The following is a 14,968-nucleotide window of genomic DNA, read 5'->3' as shown; positions in this document are numbered from 1 at the left end:
AGATCTTTCCGATCCGATTTCCTCGGTGCTTTCCAGGTTCCCGCTTCCGCGTTTCCCTTTCCGGCGCTTCCGACTCTATCAGATCCTTTCGGGCCCGATTCCCAGTCGATGGGGGCTGTCTTCCGGGCTGTTGGGCCCTTCCGACGAGTGAGACTTTAGCGGATTCCTCGCTCCCGAAGCCAATCGGGGGCCGCGTCCTTTCGAACTCGGATTCCTCATTCCGCGAATACGCGCGCCAATCGCACGACGGCAGACAGACGACTGTCGTCGAGAGAGGTTTGGTGGTGCGGAATGGCTGTCCGGGGACCGACCGGAGTCGGCGCTCACGTCGGACAACTCGGAGAACCTTACGGATCGGCCGGGGGCGTGTCAACTTCGGTCCGCGCGGACACCGGGAGGCGTACGCTGACCTGCATGACGACGCACACGCACACCCAGCAGTGGTGGGCCGCCTGACGGCGGCCGGACGTACGTGTGCACCCAACGGCCGCCGCCCCCGGCGGCCGTTTCTCGTGTCCCCCTCCAGGGAGCCGGCCGCCGGTGGTGGCGGTCCCGAGCAGGAGGTGGGAGATGAAGCGGGTCTTCAGCGGGATCAAGCCGAGCGGGCATCTGACGCTGGGGAACTACCTGGGAGCCGTGCGGCGGTGGGCCGCCGTGGACCAGTACCGGGCCGACGCGCTGTTCTGCATCGTCGATCTGCACGCGCTGACCGTCGAGCACGATCCCGCGCGGGTGCGCCGGCTGAGCCGGCAGGCGGCGACGCTGCTGCTGGCGGCGGGGCTGGATCCGGAGCGGTGCACGGTGTTCGTGCAGAGCCACGTGGACGAGCACGCGCGGTTGTCCTACCTGCTGGAGTGCGTGGCGACCGACGGTGAGATGCGGCGGATGGTCCAGTACAAGGAGAAGGCCGCGCGGGAGCGGGACCGGGGCGGGAGCGTGCGGCTGTCGCTGCTGACGTATCCCGTGCTGATGGCGGCGGACATCCTGGCGTACGGGACGGACGAGGTGCCCGTCGGGGAGGACCAGACCCAGCACGTGGAGCTGGCGCGGGACCTCGCGGTGCGGTTCAACCAGCGGTACGGGCGCACGTTCGTGGTGCCCCGGGCCACGCATCCGGAGGTGGCGGCGCGGGTGATGAACCTGCGGGAGCCGGGGTCGAAGATGGGGAAGAGCGACGACGTCGGGCCGGGGATCGTCTACCTGCTGGACGAGCCGGACGTGGTGCGCAGGAAGGTCATGCGGGCCGTGACCGACAGCGGGCGGGAGGTCGTCCACGACTCGGCGGGGCAGCCCGGGATCGCCAATCTGCTGGAGATCCTCGCGGCGTGCACGGGTGGGGACCCCGCGGATCTGTCCGGCGTTCACGCTTCGTACGGCGCTCTGAAGAGGGACACCGCGGAGGCCGTGGTGGAGCTGCTCAGGCCCGTGCAGGCCAGGCACAAGGAGCTGTGTGCGGATCCCGGCTACGTGGCGGGGGTGCTGCGGGATGGCGCGGAACGGGCGAGGGCCATGGCGCGGCCGACCGTGGACGCCGCTTATCGCGCGATCGGGCTGCTGCCGGCCGTTTCCGATACGGGTGCTGACACCGGTGTCGACACCGGTGCCGTGCTGAACGCCGCCCGGTAGGCGCGCGGGCTGGTGGCGAGGCGCGAGGCGAAGTGCTGGCGCATCGTGACCTCGCTGCCGAAGCCGGCGCGGCGGGCGACCTCGGGCATGGGGAGGTCGGTGCGTTCGAGGAATCGCTGTGCGGCGGCGACGCGCTGGTCCAGGAGCCAGCGCAGGGGTGTGGTGCCCGTCTGCGCCGCGAAGTGACGGGCGAAGGTGCGCGGTGACATGCCCGCCCGGGCGGCCAGGTCGGCGACCGTGAGCGGTTCGTGCAGGTGGCGCAGGGCGTGTTCGCGTACGGCGGCGAGGGTGTCGGCGTCGCGGTCCGTGCGGGGGGTGGGGTGCTCGATGAACTGCGCCTGGGTTCCGGTGCGGAAGGGGGCCGTGACCATGGAGCGGGCGACGGTGGCGGCGGTCTCGGCGCCGTGGGCCAGGCGGACGAGGTGGAGGCAGAGGTCGATGCCGGCGGCCGTGCCGGCGGCGGTCCAGATGCGGTCGTCCTCGATGAAGAGGGCGTCGGGGACGACGGTGACGTGGGGGTGGTGGGCGCGCAGGAGGTCGACCAGGTTCCAGTGGGTGATGGCGCGGCGGCCGTCGAGGAGGCCGGCCTGGGCGAGGGTGAAGGCGCCGCCGCACAGGGCGGCGAGGGTGGTGCCGCGGGCGTGGGCGCGGCGGAGGGCGTCGAGGACGGGGGCGGGGGCGGGTGTGAGGTGGTCGTCGAGGCCGGGGACGAGGATCAGGTCGGCGCGGGCGAGCCAGGCGAGGGTGCGGTCGGGCTGGAGGGTGAGGCCGCCGCGCAGGGGGACGGGCGCGCTGTCGGCGGCGACGCGCCGCAGGTCGAAGGCGGGGACGCCGCGGTCGGTGCGGTCGGTGCCCCAGACCTCGGTGACGACGGAGACGTCGAAGGCGCGGATGCCGGGGAAGGCGAGGAGGGCCACGCGGTACGGACGGGCGCGCATGGGCGGCAGTAAACCATCGATCGATGGCTTCCGTACCGCTGGGGCGGTCGCCTCGGCGGCGGCAGGATCGTGGTCATGCAGATCGCGGAGAACGCAGCGCTGGTGGTCGTGGACGTGCAGAAGGGCTTCGAGGAGCTGGATCACTGGGGGCCTCGGAACCATCCCGGGGCCGATGACAACATCGCCGGGCTCATCGAGGTGTGGCAGGAGACCGGGCGGCCGGTGGTGTTCGTCCGGCACGACTCGGTCGAGCCGGGGTCGCCGCTGCGGCCGGGGCACGGGGGCAACGACTTCAAGGAGTACGTGGAGCGGCGCCGCGGGAAGGGGGGCGCAGGGGCGGAGCTGCTGGTGACGAAGAGCGTGAACTCGGCCTTCCACGGGACGCCGGACCTGGACGCCTGGCTGCGGGCCGCGGGGATCTCGCAGGTGGTGCTCGCCGGGATCCAGACCAACATGTGCGTGGAGACGACGGCGCGGATGGGCGGCAACCTGGGGTACGAGGTGGTGGTCGCGTTCGACGCGACGTATACCTTCGACCTGGAGGGGCCGTTCGGCTGGCGGCTCACCGCTCAGGAGGTGGCGCGGGCGTCGGCGGTGTCGCTGCACGGGGGCGGCTTCGCGCGGGTCGTGACCACGCGGGAGGTCGTGGCCGCGGCGGGCGCGTAGGGCCGCGGCGGGCACTGGGGGCCGCCCCCGGCAGGGGTCAGTCCTAGTCCTTCTTGCCGGAGGCCAGTTCGCGGCTGCGGTCGCGGGCGGCTTCGAGGGCGGCGATGAGGGCGGCTCGTACGCCGTGGTTCTCGAGTTCGCGGATGGCGCTGATGGTGGTGCCGGCGGGGGAGGTGACGTTCTCGCGGAGCCTGACGGGGTGTTCGCCGCTGTCGCGGAGCATCGTGGCGGCGCCGATCGCGGACTGGACGATCAGGTCGTGGGCCTTGTCGCGGGGCAGGCCGAGGAGGATGCCGGCGTCCGTCATGGCTTCGACCAGGTAGAAGAAGTAGGCCGGGCCGGAGCCGGACAGGGCGGTGCAGGCGTCCTGCTGGGACTCGGGGACGCGGAGCGTCTTGCCGACGGCGCCGAAGATCTCCTCGGCGTGGGCGAGGTGTTCGGCGGTGGCGTGGCTGCCGGCGGAGATGACGGACATGGCCTCGTCGACGAGGGCGGGGGTGTTCGTCATGACGCGGACCACCGGGGTGCCGGCGGCGAGGCGGTCCTCGATGAAGGAGGTGGTGATGCCGGCCGCGCCGCTGACGACCAGGCGGTCGGCGGGGACGTGGGGGGCGAGCTCGTCGAGGAGGGTACCCATGTCCTGCGGCTTGACCGTGAGGATCAGGGTGTCGGCGGTCTTGGCGGCTTCCGCGTTGGTGACCGGGGTGACTCCGTAGCGGGTGCGGAGTTCGTCGGCCCGTTCCTGGCGGCGGGCGGTGACCAGGAGGTCGGCCGGGGCCCAGCCGGCTCGGATCATTCCGCTGAGCAGGGCTTCGCCGATCTTGCCGGTGCCGAGGACTGCGACTTTCTGGGTCATGGCTGGGGTGCCCTCCGAAGGGTGCGTCGTCCTACGGGCATCCTCGCACTCCGCGGGCCGGTGGCGGCTCGGGTGTCCGGGGAGCGGACGCCGGCCGGAGGGGCTTCGGCGGGGTGTCGCCGGTGGGGGCGGGTCAGGCCGTGCGCCGGCGCAGGGTGGCCGCGCCGAGGCCCAGGACCAGCAGGGCGCAGCCCGCCACGATCAGGACGTCCCGCAGGAAAGCGGCGGTCATGTCGGTGTGGTGGAGGACCTCGTTCATGCCGTCGACGGCGTAGGACATGGGGAGGGCGTCGGAGACGGCTTCGAGGGCGGGGTGCATGGCGTCGCGGGGGGTGAAGAGGCCGCAGAGGAGGAGCTGGGGGAAGATCACGGCCGGCATGAACTGGACCGCCTGGAACTCGGAGGCCGCGAAGGCCGAGACGAAGAGGCCGAGCGCGGTGCCCAGGAGTGCGTCGAGCAGGGCGACCACGAGGAGCAGCCAGGGGGAGCCGGTGACGTCGAGGTCGAGCACCCAGACCGCCAGGCCGGTGGCGAGGGCCGACTGGACGATCGCGAGGGTGCCGAAGGCCAGGGCGTAGCCGGCTATGAGGTCTCCCTTGCCGAGCGGCATGGCGAGGAGGCGTTCCAGGGTGCCCGAGGTGCGTTCGCGCAGGGTGGCGATCGAGGTCACCAGGAACATGGTGATCAGCGGGAAGATGCCGAGCAGGGAGGCGCCGATGGTGTCGAAGGTGCGCGGGCTGCCGTCGAAGACGTAGCGCAGCAGGAGCAGCATCACGCAGGGGATGAGGATCATCAGCGCGATGGTGCGCGGGTCGTGGCGCAGCTGGCGCAGGACGCGGGCCGCGGTGGCGGTGGTGCGGGAGGCGTCGAGGGCGCTCGTGCGGGCCGGTGCGGGGGGCGTGCCCGTGCTCGTCGTGGGGGTCGGTGGGGTGGTCATCGGGTGGTCTCCTTCGTCCGGCCCGCGGCGGCCGCCTCGTCGACCAGGCGGAGGAAGGCCGCCTCGACCGTCTGGGAGCCGGTGCGGGTGCGCAGGGCGTCGGGGGTGTCGTCGGCGAGGATCTCGCCCTCGCGCATGAGGAGGAGGCGGTGGCAGCGCTCGGCCTCGTCCATGACGTGGGAGGAGACGAGGAGGGTGGCGCCGCGGTCGGCCGCGATGGTGTGGAAGAGGTCCCACAGGTCGCGGCGCAGGACCGGGTCCAGGCCGACCGTCGGCTCGTCGAGGACGAGGAGTTCGGGGGTGCCGAGGAGGGCGACGGCCAGGGAGACGCGGCTGCGCTGGCCGCCGGAGAGGGTGCCGGCGAGGGCGTCGGCGTGGGAGGTGAGGTCGACGTCGGCGATGGCGCGGGTGACGGTCTCGCGGCGGCAGCCGGCCGCCGAGCGGCCGGGGTCGAGGATCGCGGCGAAGTAGTCGAGGTTCTGACGGACGGTCAGGTCGTCGTAGACGGAGGGGGCCTGGGTGACGTAGCCGATGCGGGTGCGTAGGGCGGGGTGGCCCGCCGGCCGGCCGAGGACGTCCAGGGTGCCGGTGACCTTGGCCTGGGTGCCGACGATCGCGCGCATGAGGGTGGACTTGCCGCAGCCGGAGGGGCCGAGGAGGCCGGTGATCCGGCCGCGCGGGACGGTGAAGCCGAGGCCGTGCAGGACGGTGCGGGAGCCTCGGGCGACGGTGAGGTTCTCGGCGCGGACGGCGGGGTGTTCGCGGGCGGAGCCGGTGGGGGGCGGCTGCGCGGGGGGTGACCCGGAAAGATAATTCACCATGTGATGAATACTCCTCCCGGGGGTCCGGCACGTCAAGCGGTGAGGGGGGACGGGCGGGGACCGGGCGGGCGGGGGCGGGCGGGGGAGGTTCCGGTCAGGCGGGGGCCGGTCGGAGGGCGACGCGGAGGTCGACGTCGTAGACCTCCTCGACGATGCCGTCCGGGAAGGTCGTCAGCAGGTGCGCGCGCTCCTCGGCGAGGAAGGCGGCGGCGGTCTCGTGGCGGGCGACCAGGAGGACCGAGTGGCTGCCGAGGTGGGCGAGGTGGGTGTCCAGGGGGACGCGGCGGCTCCAGCGGATCACCCGTCGGGTGAAGGCGAGGCGGGCGGCGGGGCCGGTGGCGCGGGTGCCGGCGTCCCGCCGCTCCGCGGTGAGGTTCACGCCGAAGCGGCGGGCGGTGCGGTCGGCCTGGTCCGCGATCCACGGCACGTCCAGGGCGTCCGTGTTCCACCACAGGGCGAGCGCGCCGCCCGGGCGCAGGACGCGCAGGGCCTCCGGGACGGAGCGGGCGGGGTCGGTCCAGTGCCAGGCCTGGGCGTAGGTGAGCAGGTCGACGGAGGCGTCGGCGAGGGGGAGGGCGTCGCCGCTGCCCCGGACGAGCGGGACGTCGGGAAGGGTGCGGCGGAACTGGGCCGCCATGCCGTCGCCGGGTTCCACGGCGATCACGTCGGCGCCCCGGGCATGCAGGAGGGCGGTGGCGATGCCCGTGCCGGCGCCGACGTCCGCGACGCGGGAGCCGGGGAGGGGGCGTCCGGACAGCTCCTCCAGGGCGTCGAGGAGAGCCGGCGGGTAGGAGGGGCGGTTGGCGGCGTACTGGGCCGCGGCCGCGTTGAAGGAGTGGGCGCGGGTGGTGTGCGGGGGTGCGGGCGGGGGCTGGTCGGGAGGCGGAGCCGCTGCCCCGTCGGGGGTCCCGGCCGGTGCCGGGTCAGGGGGCGGGGGCGGGGCGGCGTCGGTGGGCCAGGAGGAGGACCGTGAGGGGGGCCGTGAGGTCATACGGCCATGGTGGCGGGGGCGGCGGGGGCCTGGGGGTGGGTTCCGCGTGGCGGTGGAGGTGGCCGGAAGAGGAACACCGACACACCGGCATACGGGCCGGGCTCACCCGAAGCCGGGAGAAGCGGTCCGCCGGAAGAGGAACACCGACACACCGGCATACGGGCCGGGCTCACCCGAGGCCGGGAGAAGCGGTCGCCGGGAGGCCGGCCGGGTCAGGAGCGGTGGCGCTTCTTCGACGGGTTGCCCGAGCGGCGGGTGGTGCGCTTCTCGTGCCGGGCGCGGGCCGCTTCGTACTCCTCGCGGTGCAGCCCCTCGCCGGGCGCCTCGGTCAGGGAGCGGAAGAAGTAGGCGAGGAGGGAGCCGACGAAGCCGATGGTCAGCAGGCCGCGGAGGGAGGCCTGCCGCTCGGGGTCGGGGCGGCGGGTGAAGCCGTCCCAGGTGTGGCGGAAGGCGAGCGCGCCGCAGACCGCGAACATCACGACCATGAGCAGGGTGACGAAGCTGCCGACGTCGGCGATGCGCAGGCCGTCGTAGGCGACGCGCAGGACGAGGCAGGAGGCGGCGGCCGCGGCGAGGGAGCCGGCGGACACGGCGACGCGGCGGGCGGTGTAGCCGCGGTCGTGGTGCAGCCAGGTGGTGCCGAAGAAGCGGAGGGGTTCCGGGCGCGGGCCCGTGGGGGGTGCCGGAACCGGGGTGGGGCCCGCGGGGCCGGCCGGGGTGCCGTTCTCGTCGCTCACGCGTCGATTATGGCGCCGGCGGCGCCGCGGGCCCGGTGCGGGTTCAGGCGCAGCGGGAGGCCACGTAGCCGTCGCTGCCCGTGTTGACGTACGCGTCCGAGACGTACTCGCCGTTGCCGATGTTGTCCCAGATGCTGCTCGTGCCGTACGGGCCCGTGACCGTGGTGCCCGGCGTCTGGCAGAAGATCGCCACCTTGGCGCCTTCGGGCAGGACGCGCACGATCGTGTACTGGGTGCCCGGACCGCTGCGGACGTTGAGACGGACGCCCGGTGCGACCGAGTAGTAGCGCAGAGCCGTGGTCGTCGCCAGCGTGGCGACGGCCTCCGTCCCGCCTCTGCTCGCGACCTCTTCGATGCCGTCGACGGACATGGCAGACCTCCCCCGTGTGACCCCCATGACGACCATGGGGCCCCGTTGATTCCCCGAAGTCACGCCGCGCACACGTGTGCGCTCGTGGAACAGGGAGGCTAGCAAGCCGCCTCTGTCCCGTACGAGTCATCGACTAGGCTCCGTGCGTCGCGCGCGTGGACGAACAGCACGGGGGTGGTCCCATGGCGCCACAGCAGAACACCGGAACGAACGCGGAAGCGGAACTTCCGGCATACGCCGGTCACTACCGTCTGGAGTCCTGCCTGGGGTCGGGCGGCATGGGGGTGGTGCACCTGGCCCGGAGCACGTCCGGCATGAAGCTCGCGGTGAAGGTCGTGCACGCCGAGTTCGCCAGGGATCCCGAGTTCAGGGGGCGGTTCCGGCAGGAGGTCGGCGCGGCCCGCAGAGTCAGCGGCGCCTTCACCGCGCCGGTCGTCGACGCCGATCCGGATGCCGAACGGCCCTGGATGGCCACGCTGTTCATCCCGGGTCCGACGCTGGCGCAGGAGGTGAAGGGGAACGGTCCCCTGCCCCCTTCCCAGTTGCGCCGGCTGATGGCCGGACTCGCGGAGGCGCTGCGCGACATCCACCGGGTGGGAGTGGTGCACCGGGACCTGAAGCCGAGCAACGTGCTGCTCGCCGGGGACGGACCCAAGGTGATCGACTTCGGCATCTCCCGGCCGAAGGACAGCGAACTGCGCACCGAGACAGGGAAGTTGATCGGCACCCCGCCCTTCATGGCGCCCGAGCAGTTCCGGCGCCCCCGTGAAGTGGGGCCCGCCGCGGACGTGTTCGCGCTCGGGTCCGTGATGGTGCACGCCGCCACGGGCAGCGGGCCGTTCGACTCCGACAGCCCGTACGTCGTCGCCTACCAGGTCGTGCACGACGAGCCGGACATGACCGGCGTGCCCGCCGAACTGGCGCCCCTGGTGCTGCGCTGCCTCGCCAAGGAACCCGAGGACCGGCCCTCGCCGGACGAGTTGATGCGCGAACTGCGGTCGGTGGCGGCCTCGTACGACACCCAGGCGTTCATACCGGCGCAGCGCACGCAGGAGGCGACGGACCCCGGGGCCGGGCGCCCCGCCGAGGAGCCCGCGGGGGAGCCGCACGCCGACGCCCCCGCGGCGTCCGCCGACGACCCGGCACCGTCCGCCGACGGCCTCGGGCCGTCCGCCGGGGAGCCGCGACCGTCCGGCCGGGGGCCGGGGCCCCGGCCCCGCAGGCGCCCGGGCAGGCGGACGGCGGTGGGAGCCGGGGTGCTCGCCCTGGTCCTCGTCGGCGGGCTGGCCGCGGTCCAGTCGCTCGTCGGCACGAGCACGGCGCCGGAGGACAGCCCGCGCACCACGGCGGCCGCCTTCAGCGCGTGGCAGACGGTGCCGGCCTCGGAGGGGAGCACCCCGCACTGTTCCCACGGGCAGGGGACGCTGTTCTGCGCCCAGCCCGGGACCGTCTTCGCGCTCGACCCGGCCGACGGGCGCGTGCTGTGGCGGCACACCCTCCCCGAGGACCGCCACGGCGGGCCGCCGGTCCTGTCGGGCGGCCTCGTGCAGCCCCCGCCGACCGGGGAGCGCCGGCTGCGAGGACTCGACCCGTCGGACGGCGAACCGCGCTGGCAGCAGGACGTGCCCGCGTACACCGGTCTGGCGCTCGCGGGGAACACGCTCCTGCTGACCGCCGCGGACGGGACGGTCACCGGGGTGGACAGCGCCTCGGGCGACACCCGGTGGAGCCACCGGATCGCGGGGCATGACCTGCCGCTCTTCACCTCCTTCCCGGGGGATCCGCTGGCGTACCTGACGAGCACGTCCGGCGACGGTTCGCGCACCCGGCTCACGGCCGTCGATCCGGTTTCGGGAGCCGTGCGGTGGGAGGCGCGCCTGACGGGTTCCCTGGAGCCGCTCGACGCGGCGGACGGGTCGGTGTACCTCCTCGCCGTCGACCCGGTCTACCGCCGGGCCACGGCCGTGGTCCGGCACACCCCGGAGACGGGGGCGACCCGGCGGGTGGAACTGCCCGTTCCCCTGGAGCAGGCCCAGGGCGGCGTCCGCGGGGACGTCGTCCACCTGATGGGGACCGGCGGATCGCTGGTGGCGGTCGACCTGGAGGCCGGGAAGCAGCTCTGGAACCTGGAGACGGCCGTGCTCCGGGGTTCCGCGCCGGTGGCCGACGGCCGGTACGTGTACGTCTCGGCCGCCGACGGCCGGCTGCTCGCCGTCGACGCCCGCAGCGGGCGGCTCCGCGGGCAGACGCCGTCCCGGCTCGGCTCCGCCTCCGGCCGGGTCGCGGGCTCCGTGCCCCGGCCCGTCCTCGCCCAGGGCCACCTCTACGCCACCGCCCCCGACGGCACCGTCTTCGCCCTGGACGCCCGGGACCCCTCCTCCTGGTAGCCGGAAGGCCGCCTCCCCGGGGGGGGGAGGCGGCCCGGCGGGGCAGGGGGGGGTCAGCCCAGCTTGGAGACGTCGCGGACGGCGCCCTTGTCGGCGCTGGTGGCCATCGCCGCGTAGGCGCGCAGGGCCGCCGAGACCTTGCGGTCGCGGTTCTTCGGGGCGTACCGGCCGTTCAGGGCCTGCGCGCGGCGGGCCAGTTCGGCGTCGTCGACCAGGAGGTCGATGGAGCGGCTGGGGATGTCGATGCGGATGCGGTCACCGTCCTCGACCAGGGCGATGGTGCCGCCCGAGGCGGCCTCCGGGGAGGCGTGGCCGATGGACAGGCCCGAGGTGCCGCCGGAGAAGCGGCCGTCGGTGATCAGGGCGCAGGCCTTCCCGAGGCCGCGGCTCTTCAGGTACGACGTCGGGTAGAGCATCTCCTGCATGCCGGGGCCGCCCTTGGGGCCCTCGTAGCGGATGACGACGACGTCGCCCTCCTTGACCTGCTTGGTGAGGATCTTCTCGACGGCCTCGTCCTGCGACTCGCAGACGACCGCCGGGCCCTCGAAGGTCCAGATCGACTCGTCGACGCCGGCGGTCTTCACGACGCAGCCGTCGACCGCGAGGTTGCCGCGCAGGACCGCCAGGCCGCCGTCCTTGGAGTAGGCGTGCTCGGCGGAGCGGATGCAGCCGCCCTCGGCGTCCTCGTCGAGGACGTCCCAGCGCTCGGACTGGGAGAAGGCCTCGGCGGAGCGGACGCAGCCGGGGGCCGCGTGCCACAGCTCGACGGCCTCCGGGGACGGGGAGCCGCCGCGGATGTCCCAGGTCTTCAGCCAGTCGGCCAGGGACGGGCTGTGCACGGAGTGCACGTCCTCGTTGAGCAGGCCCGCGCGGTGCAGCTCGCCGAGCAGGGCGGGGATGCCGCCGGCGCGGTGCACGTCCTCCATGTAGTACGTGCGGTCCTTGGCGACGTTGGGGGCGACCTTCGCCAGGCAGGGCACCCGGCGCGAGAGCTCGTCGATCTCGGTGAGGCCGAAGGGCACCTCCGCCTCCTGGGCGGCGGCCAGCAGGTGCAGGATCGTGTTGGTGGAGCCGCCCATGGCGATGTCCAGGGCCATGGCGTTCTGGAAGGCCGCGAAGGTGGCGACGTTGCGCGGCAGGACCGAGTCGTCGTCCTGCTCGTAGTAGCGCCGGGTGAGGTCCATCACCGTGTGGGCGGCGCGCACGTACAGGTCCTTGCGGGCCGTGTGGGTGGCCAGGACCGAGCCGTTGCCGGGCAGGGACAGGCCGATGGCCTCGGTGAGGCAGTTCATCGAGTTGGCGGTGAACATGCCGGAACACGAGCCGCAGGTCGGGCAGGCGTTCTCCTCGATGCGGAGCACGTCGGCGTCGGAGACCTTGTCGTTGGCGGCCTCGACCATGGCGTCGATCAGGTCCAGGGTGCGGACCGTGCCGTCGACCAGGGTGGCCCGGCCGGCCTCCATCGGGCCGCCGGAGACGAAGACCGTCGGGATGTTCAGGCGCAGGGCCGCGTTGAGCATGCCCGGGGTGATCTTGTCGCAGTTGGAGATGCAGATCAGGGCGTCGGCGCGGTGCGCCTCGACCATGTACTCCACGCTGTCCGCGATCAGGTCGCGGGAGGGCAGCGAGTACAGCATGCCGCCGTGGCCCATCGCGATGCCGTCGTCGACGGCGATGGTGTTGAACTCGCGCGGGATGCCGCCCGCCGCCACGACCGCCTCGCTGACGATCCGGCCGACCGGGGCCAGGTGGGTGTGGCCGGGCACGAACTCCGTGAAGCTGTTGGCGACCGCGATGATCGGCTTGCGGCCGATGTCCGCACCGGGTACACCGGAGGCGCGCATCAGGGCGCGTGCGCCCGCCATGTTGCGGCCGTGGGTGACTGTGCGGGACCTCAGCTCGGGCATCGTCGCTCGCTCCTTCGGAAATGCCGGCCAGAGAGTTCTGACTGACGTCGAGCGTACGCCCGTCATCCAGAGGGCGGGACAGGGTGTCCGAAATGCGGGACGCGTGTCTCGGCTCCGCGGGCGCTCCGCGAGGCCGGAACGGGGCCGGGGCGGAGCCGGACCGGGGTCAGGGCCCGGTCAGGTGCCCCTGCACCACCGGTGCCAGCCGCGCGACGATCTGCTCGGGGTCCGCCGACGCCAGCGGCTCGACCTTGATCACGTACCGCAGCAGGGCGGTGCCCACCAGCTGGGCGGCGGCGAGCTCGGTCCGCAGCTCGGCGTCCGGCGTGTCCAGGCGGACGGCGATGCGGCGCATGACCCGCGAGGCGATGAGGCGGCGGAAGACGGCGGCGGCCGTCTCGTTGTTGACGGCGGAGCGGACGATCGCGAGCAGCGGGGCCCGCGTCGCCGGGTTCTCCCAGACGCCGAGGACGTAGCGCGTCAGGCGCTCCCCCACACCGTCCAACGGGCCCTCCTCGACGGCCTTCGGCGCCTCCATGGCGGGTGCGAAGACCAGCGCGACGGCGGCCTCGAAGACCTGCTCCTTGGTGCCGAAGTAGTGGTGCACGAGCGCCGCGTCGACGCCGGCCGCCTTGGCGATGCCGCGCACGGACGTCTTGTCGTACCCGTGTTCGGAGAACTCCTCGCGCGCGGCCTCCAGGATGCGGTCGCGGGCGGCCGGGGCGTCCGCGGCGTCCTCCCGGGGAGGGCGTCCCCGGCGCCGGGGCGCGGTCCCGGTCACCGCCGCGGGACCTTCAGTGACGAGGCCAGGTGCAGGCGGGTGAAGGCGAGCGCCTCGGCCAGGTCGGCCTCCCGCTCCGCGCTGGACAGGGCGCGGCGGGTGTTGACCTCGATGACGACGTGGCCGTCGAAGCCGCTCCCTGCGAGCCGCTCCAGCACCTCGGCGCAGGGCTGGGTGCCGCGGCCGGGCACCAGGTGCTCGTCCTTGGCCGAGCCGCGGCCGTCGGCGAGGTGGACGTGGCCGAGGCGGTCGCCCATGCGGTCGAGCATGGCGAGGGCGTCGGTGCGGGCGGTCGCGGCGTGGCTGAGATCGATCGTGAAGTGGCGGTAGTCGTCGTTCGTCACGTCCCAGTCGGGGGCGTACGCGAGCATCTCGCGGTCCCGGTAGCGCCAGGGGTACATGTTCTCGACGGCGAAGCGCACGTCCGTCTCGTTCGCCATCCGCTGGATTCCGGTGACGAAGTCCCGGGCGTACTGCCGCTGCCAGCGGAACGGCGGGTGGACGACCACCGTGCCGGCGCCCAGCTTCTCCGCCGCCGCCCGGGCCCGCTGGAGCTTGGTCCAGGGGTCGGTGGACCACACCCGCTGTGTGATCAGCAGGCAGGGGGCGTGCACGGCCAGGATCGGGATGCGGTGGTAGTCGGAGAGGCGGCGCAGGGCGTCGATGTCCTGGCTCACCGGGTCGGTCCACACCATGACCTCGACCCCGTCGTACCCGAGGCGCGCGGCGATCTCGAAGGCCGTCGCCGTGGACTCCGGATAGACGGAGGCCGTCGACAGGGCGACCTTCGCATCCGGGATGCGGACAACGTCCCTTGCTTCTGCCACGAGGGACAGGTTACGGGGTGGGACCCGCCCGCCGCGGGGTCCCTCTTCGCCGTTGTGGGGATCCTCATACGCGACCCGCGCGCGTCCCGGCGCGGCTCGCGCACGGGTGCCCGTGCCGGTCCGGCGGGCGGTGCGGGCCCGGCGCGGGCGCTACGCCATGTGGTCCAGCCGGCGCAGGATCACGCCCTCCCGCAGCGCCCAGGGGCAGATCTCCAGGGTCTCCACGCGGAACAGGTCCATCGCGCCCTCGGCGACCAGGGCGCCGGCCAGCAGTTGGCCCGCCCGGCCCGCCGAGACGCCCGGCAGCTCGGCGCGTTCGGCGGCGGTCATGGAGGCCAGGCGCGGCACCCAGTTCTCCAGGGACTGGCGCTTGAGCTCGCGCTGGACGTACAGGCCCTCGGCGCTGCGGGCGGCGCCGGCGATACGGGCGAGCTGCCGGAAGGTCTTGGAGGTGGCCACCACGTGGTCGGGAGGGCCGAAGCGGGCGAACTCGCCGACCGTACGGGCGATCTCCGCGCGCACGTGGCGGCGCAGGGCGCGCACGTCCTGCGGGTCGGGCGGGTCGCCGGGCAGCCAGCCCGCGGTGAGGCGGCCGGCGCCCAGCGGCAGGGACGCGGCGGCGTCGGGCTCCTCGTCGATGCCGTACGCGATCTCCAGGGAGCCGCCGCCGATGTCGATGACGAGCAGCTTCCCGGCGGACCAGCCGAACCAGCGGCGCGCGGCGAGGAACGTCAGGCGGGCCTCCTCCGCGCCGGTGAGGACCTGGAGTTCGACGCCGGTCTCGGTGCGCACGCGCGTGAGGACCTCGTCGGCGTTGCGGGCCTCGCGCACGGCGGAGGTGGCGAACGGCAGGAGGGCCTCGACGCCCTTGTCCTCGGCGGCCTGGAGCGCGTCGCGCACGACGGCGACCAGCCGGTCGACGCCGTCGGGGCCGATGGCGCCGCTGTCGTCGAGAAGCTGGGCGAGGCGCAGGTCGGCCTTGTGCGAGTGCGCGGGCAGCGGGCGCGCGCCGGGGTGCGCGTCCACCACCAGCAGATGCACCGTGTTCGATCCCACGTCCAGGACACCGAGTCTCATGGGGGGAACGCTACTGCCCGCCCGCCCGTCCGCGGCCCCCCGGAGCC

The 14,968-nt window shown here is 73.7% G+C and carries 14 protein-coding genes; 3 read left to right on the top strand and 11 right to left on the bottom strand.

Going from position 1 to position 14,968, the window contains the following annotated elements; genetic code table 11:
* Positions 1-570 precede the first annotated feature (570 nt).
* Positions 571-1,626, top strand: a complete 1,056-nt coding sequence (gene trpS / locus ACIF8T_RS29950; protein ID WP_400039229.1) for a tryptophan--tRNA ligase — start codon at positions 571-573, stop codon at positions 1,624-1,626.
* Here the strand turns inward: trpS and ACIF8T_RS29945 are convergent.
* Positions 1,536-2,564 carry a GlxA family transcriptional regulator gene (locus ACIF8T_RS29945; RefSeq protein ID WP_400039228.1) on the bottom strand — a complete coding sequence of 343 codons (1,029 nt, stop codon included), beginning with the start codon at positions 2,562-2,564 and terminating at the stop codon, positions 1,536-1,538. The two genes, trpS and ACIF8T_RS29945, sit on opposite strands and share 91 nt — an antisense overlap.
* A 75-nt stretch (positions 2,565-2,639) precedes the next feature.
* On the opposite strand from ACIF8T_RS29945, the gene ACIF8T_RS29940 reads away from it, so the two are divergent.
* Positions 2,640-3,230: a cysteine hydrolase family protein gene (locus ACIF8T_RS29940; protein WP_400039227.1), complete on the top strand. Its 591-nt coding sequence runs from the start codon at positions 2,640-2,642 to the stop codon at positions 3,228-3,230.
* Positions 3,231-3,273: 43 nt separating this feature from the next.
* Here the strand turns inward: ACIF8T_RS29940 and proC are convergent, their stop codons facing one another.
* From proC to ACIF8T_RS29910, 6 genes are all read right to left on the bottom strand, one after another.
* Positions 3,274-4,086, bottom strand: a complete 813-nt coding sequence (proC, locus tag ACIF8T_RS29935) for a pyrroline-5-carboxylate reductase (protein ID WP_400039226.1) — start codon at positions 4,084-4,086, stop codon at positions 3,274-3,276.
* Positions 4,087-4,219: 133 nt separating this feature from the next.
* Positions 4,220-5,023, bottom strand: a complete 804-nt coding sequence (locus ACIF8T_RS29930; protein WP_400039225.1) for an ABC transporter permease — start codon at positions 5,021-5,023, stop codon at positions 4,220-4,222.
* Positions 5,020-5,844: an ABC transporter ATP-binding protein gene (locus ACIF8T_RS29925; protein ID WP_400039224.1), complete on the bottom strand. Its 825-nt coding sequence runs from the start codon at positions 5,842-5,844 to the stop codon at positions 5,020-5,022. Before ACIF8T_RS29925 ends, ACIF8T_RS29930 begins: the two co-directional genes overlap by 4 nt.
* 94 nt (positions 5,845-5,938) lie before the next feature.
* Positions 5,939-6,835, bottom strand: coding sequence for a class I SAM-dependent methyltransferase (locus ACIF8T_RS29920; protein WP_400039223.1), 897 nt, complete (start codon positions 6,833-6,835; stop codon positions 5,939-5,941).
* Positions 6,836-7,047: 212 nt separating this feature from the next.
* Entirely contained in the window at positions 7,048-7,572 is a 525-nt protein-coding gene (locus tag ACIF8T_RS29915) for an EamA/RhaT family transporter (RefSeq protein WP_400039222.1), read from the bottom strand.
* Between the two features lie 43 nt (positions 7,573-7,615).
* Positions 7,616-7,942, bottom strand: a complete 327-nt coding sequence (locus ACIF8T_RS29910) for an SH3 domain-containing protein (RefSeq protein ID WP_400039221.1) — start codon at positions 7,940-7,942, stop codon at positions 7,616-7,618.
* A gap of 182 nt (positions 7,943-8,124) precedes the next feature.
* Here ACIF8T_RS29910 and ACIF8T_RS29905 point away from each other — a divergent pair, with 182 nt between their 5' ends.
* Positions 8,125-10,329 (top strand): serine/threonine-protein kinase, encoded by a 2,205-nt coding sequence (locus ACIF8T_RS29905; RefSeq protein WP_400039220.1) that lies wholly within the window; start codon positions 8,125-8,127, stop codon positions 10,327-10,329.
* 53 nt (positions 10,330-10,382) lie between these two features.
* Here the strand turns inward: ACIF8T_RS29905 and ilvD are convergent, their stop codons facing one another.
* The 4 genes from ilvD to ACIF8T_RS29885 all read right to left on the bottom strand — a co-directional run bounded on the left by ilvD (position 10,383) and on the right by ACIF8T_RS29885 (position 14,921).
* The gene (ilvD, locus tag ACIF8T_RS29900; RefSeq protein ID WP_400039219.1) at positions 10,383-12,236 is read right to left on the bottom strand and encodes a dihydroxy-acid dehydratase; all 1,854 of its coding nucleotides are present in this window, start codon (positions 12,234-12,236) and stop codon (positions 10,383-10,385) included.
* A 166-nt stretch (positions 12,237-12,402) separates the two neighbouring features.
* Complete coding sequence (locus ACIF8T_RS29895; RefSeq protein ID WP_400039218.1) at positions 12,403-13,017, bottom strand: TetR family transcriptional regulator; 615 nt, start codon at positions 13,015-13,017, stop codon at positions 12,403-12,405.
* Positions 13,014-13,844 carry a sugar phosphate isomerase/epimerase family protein gene (locus tag ACIF8T_RS29890; RefSeq protein WP_400039217.1) on the bottom strand — a complete coding sequence of 277 codons (831 nt, stop codon included), beginning with the start codon at positions 13,842-13,844 and terminating at the stop codon, positions 13,014-13,016. Before ACIF8T_RS29890 ends, ACIF8T_RS29895 begins: the two co-directional genes overlap by 4 nt.
* 150 nt (positions 13,845-13,994) lie before the next feature.
* Positions 13,995-14,921: a Ppx/GppA family phosphatase gene (locus ACIF8T_RS29885; protein ID WP_400039216.1), complete on the bottom strand. Its 927-nt coding sequence runs from the start codon at positions 14,919-14,921 to the stop codon at positions 13,995-13,997.
* Positions 14,922-14,968: the final 47 nt, after the last annotated feature.

This window comes from Streptomyces sp. NPDC085946, from assembly GCF_044540485.1.
GTDB lineage: Bacteria > Actinomycetota > Actinomycetes > Streptomycetales > Streptomycetaceae > Streptomyces.
The sequence above is the reverse complement of the archived record's forward strand: the minus strand, read 5'-3'. Positions and strand labels throughout refer to the sequence as shown.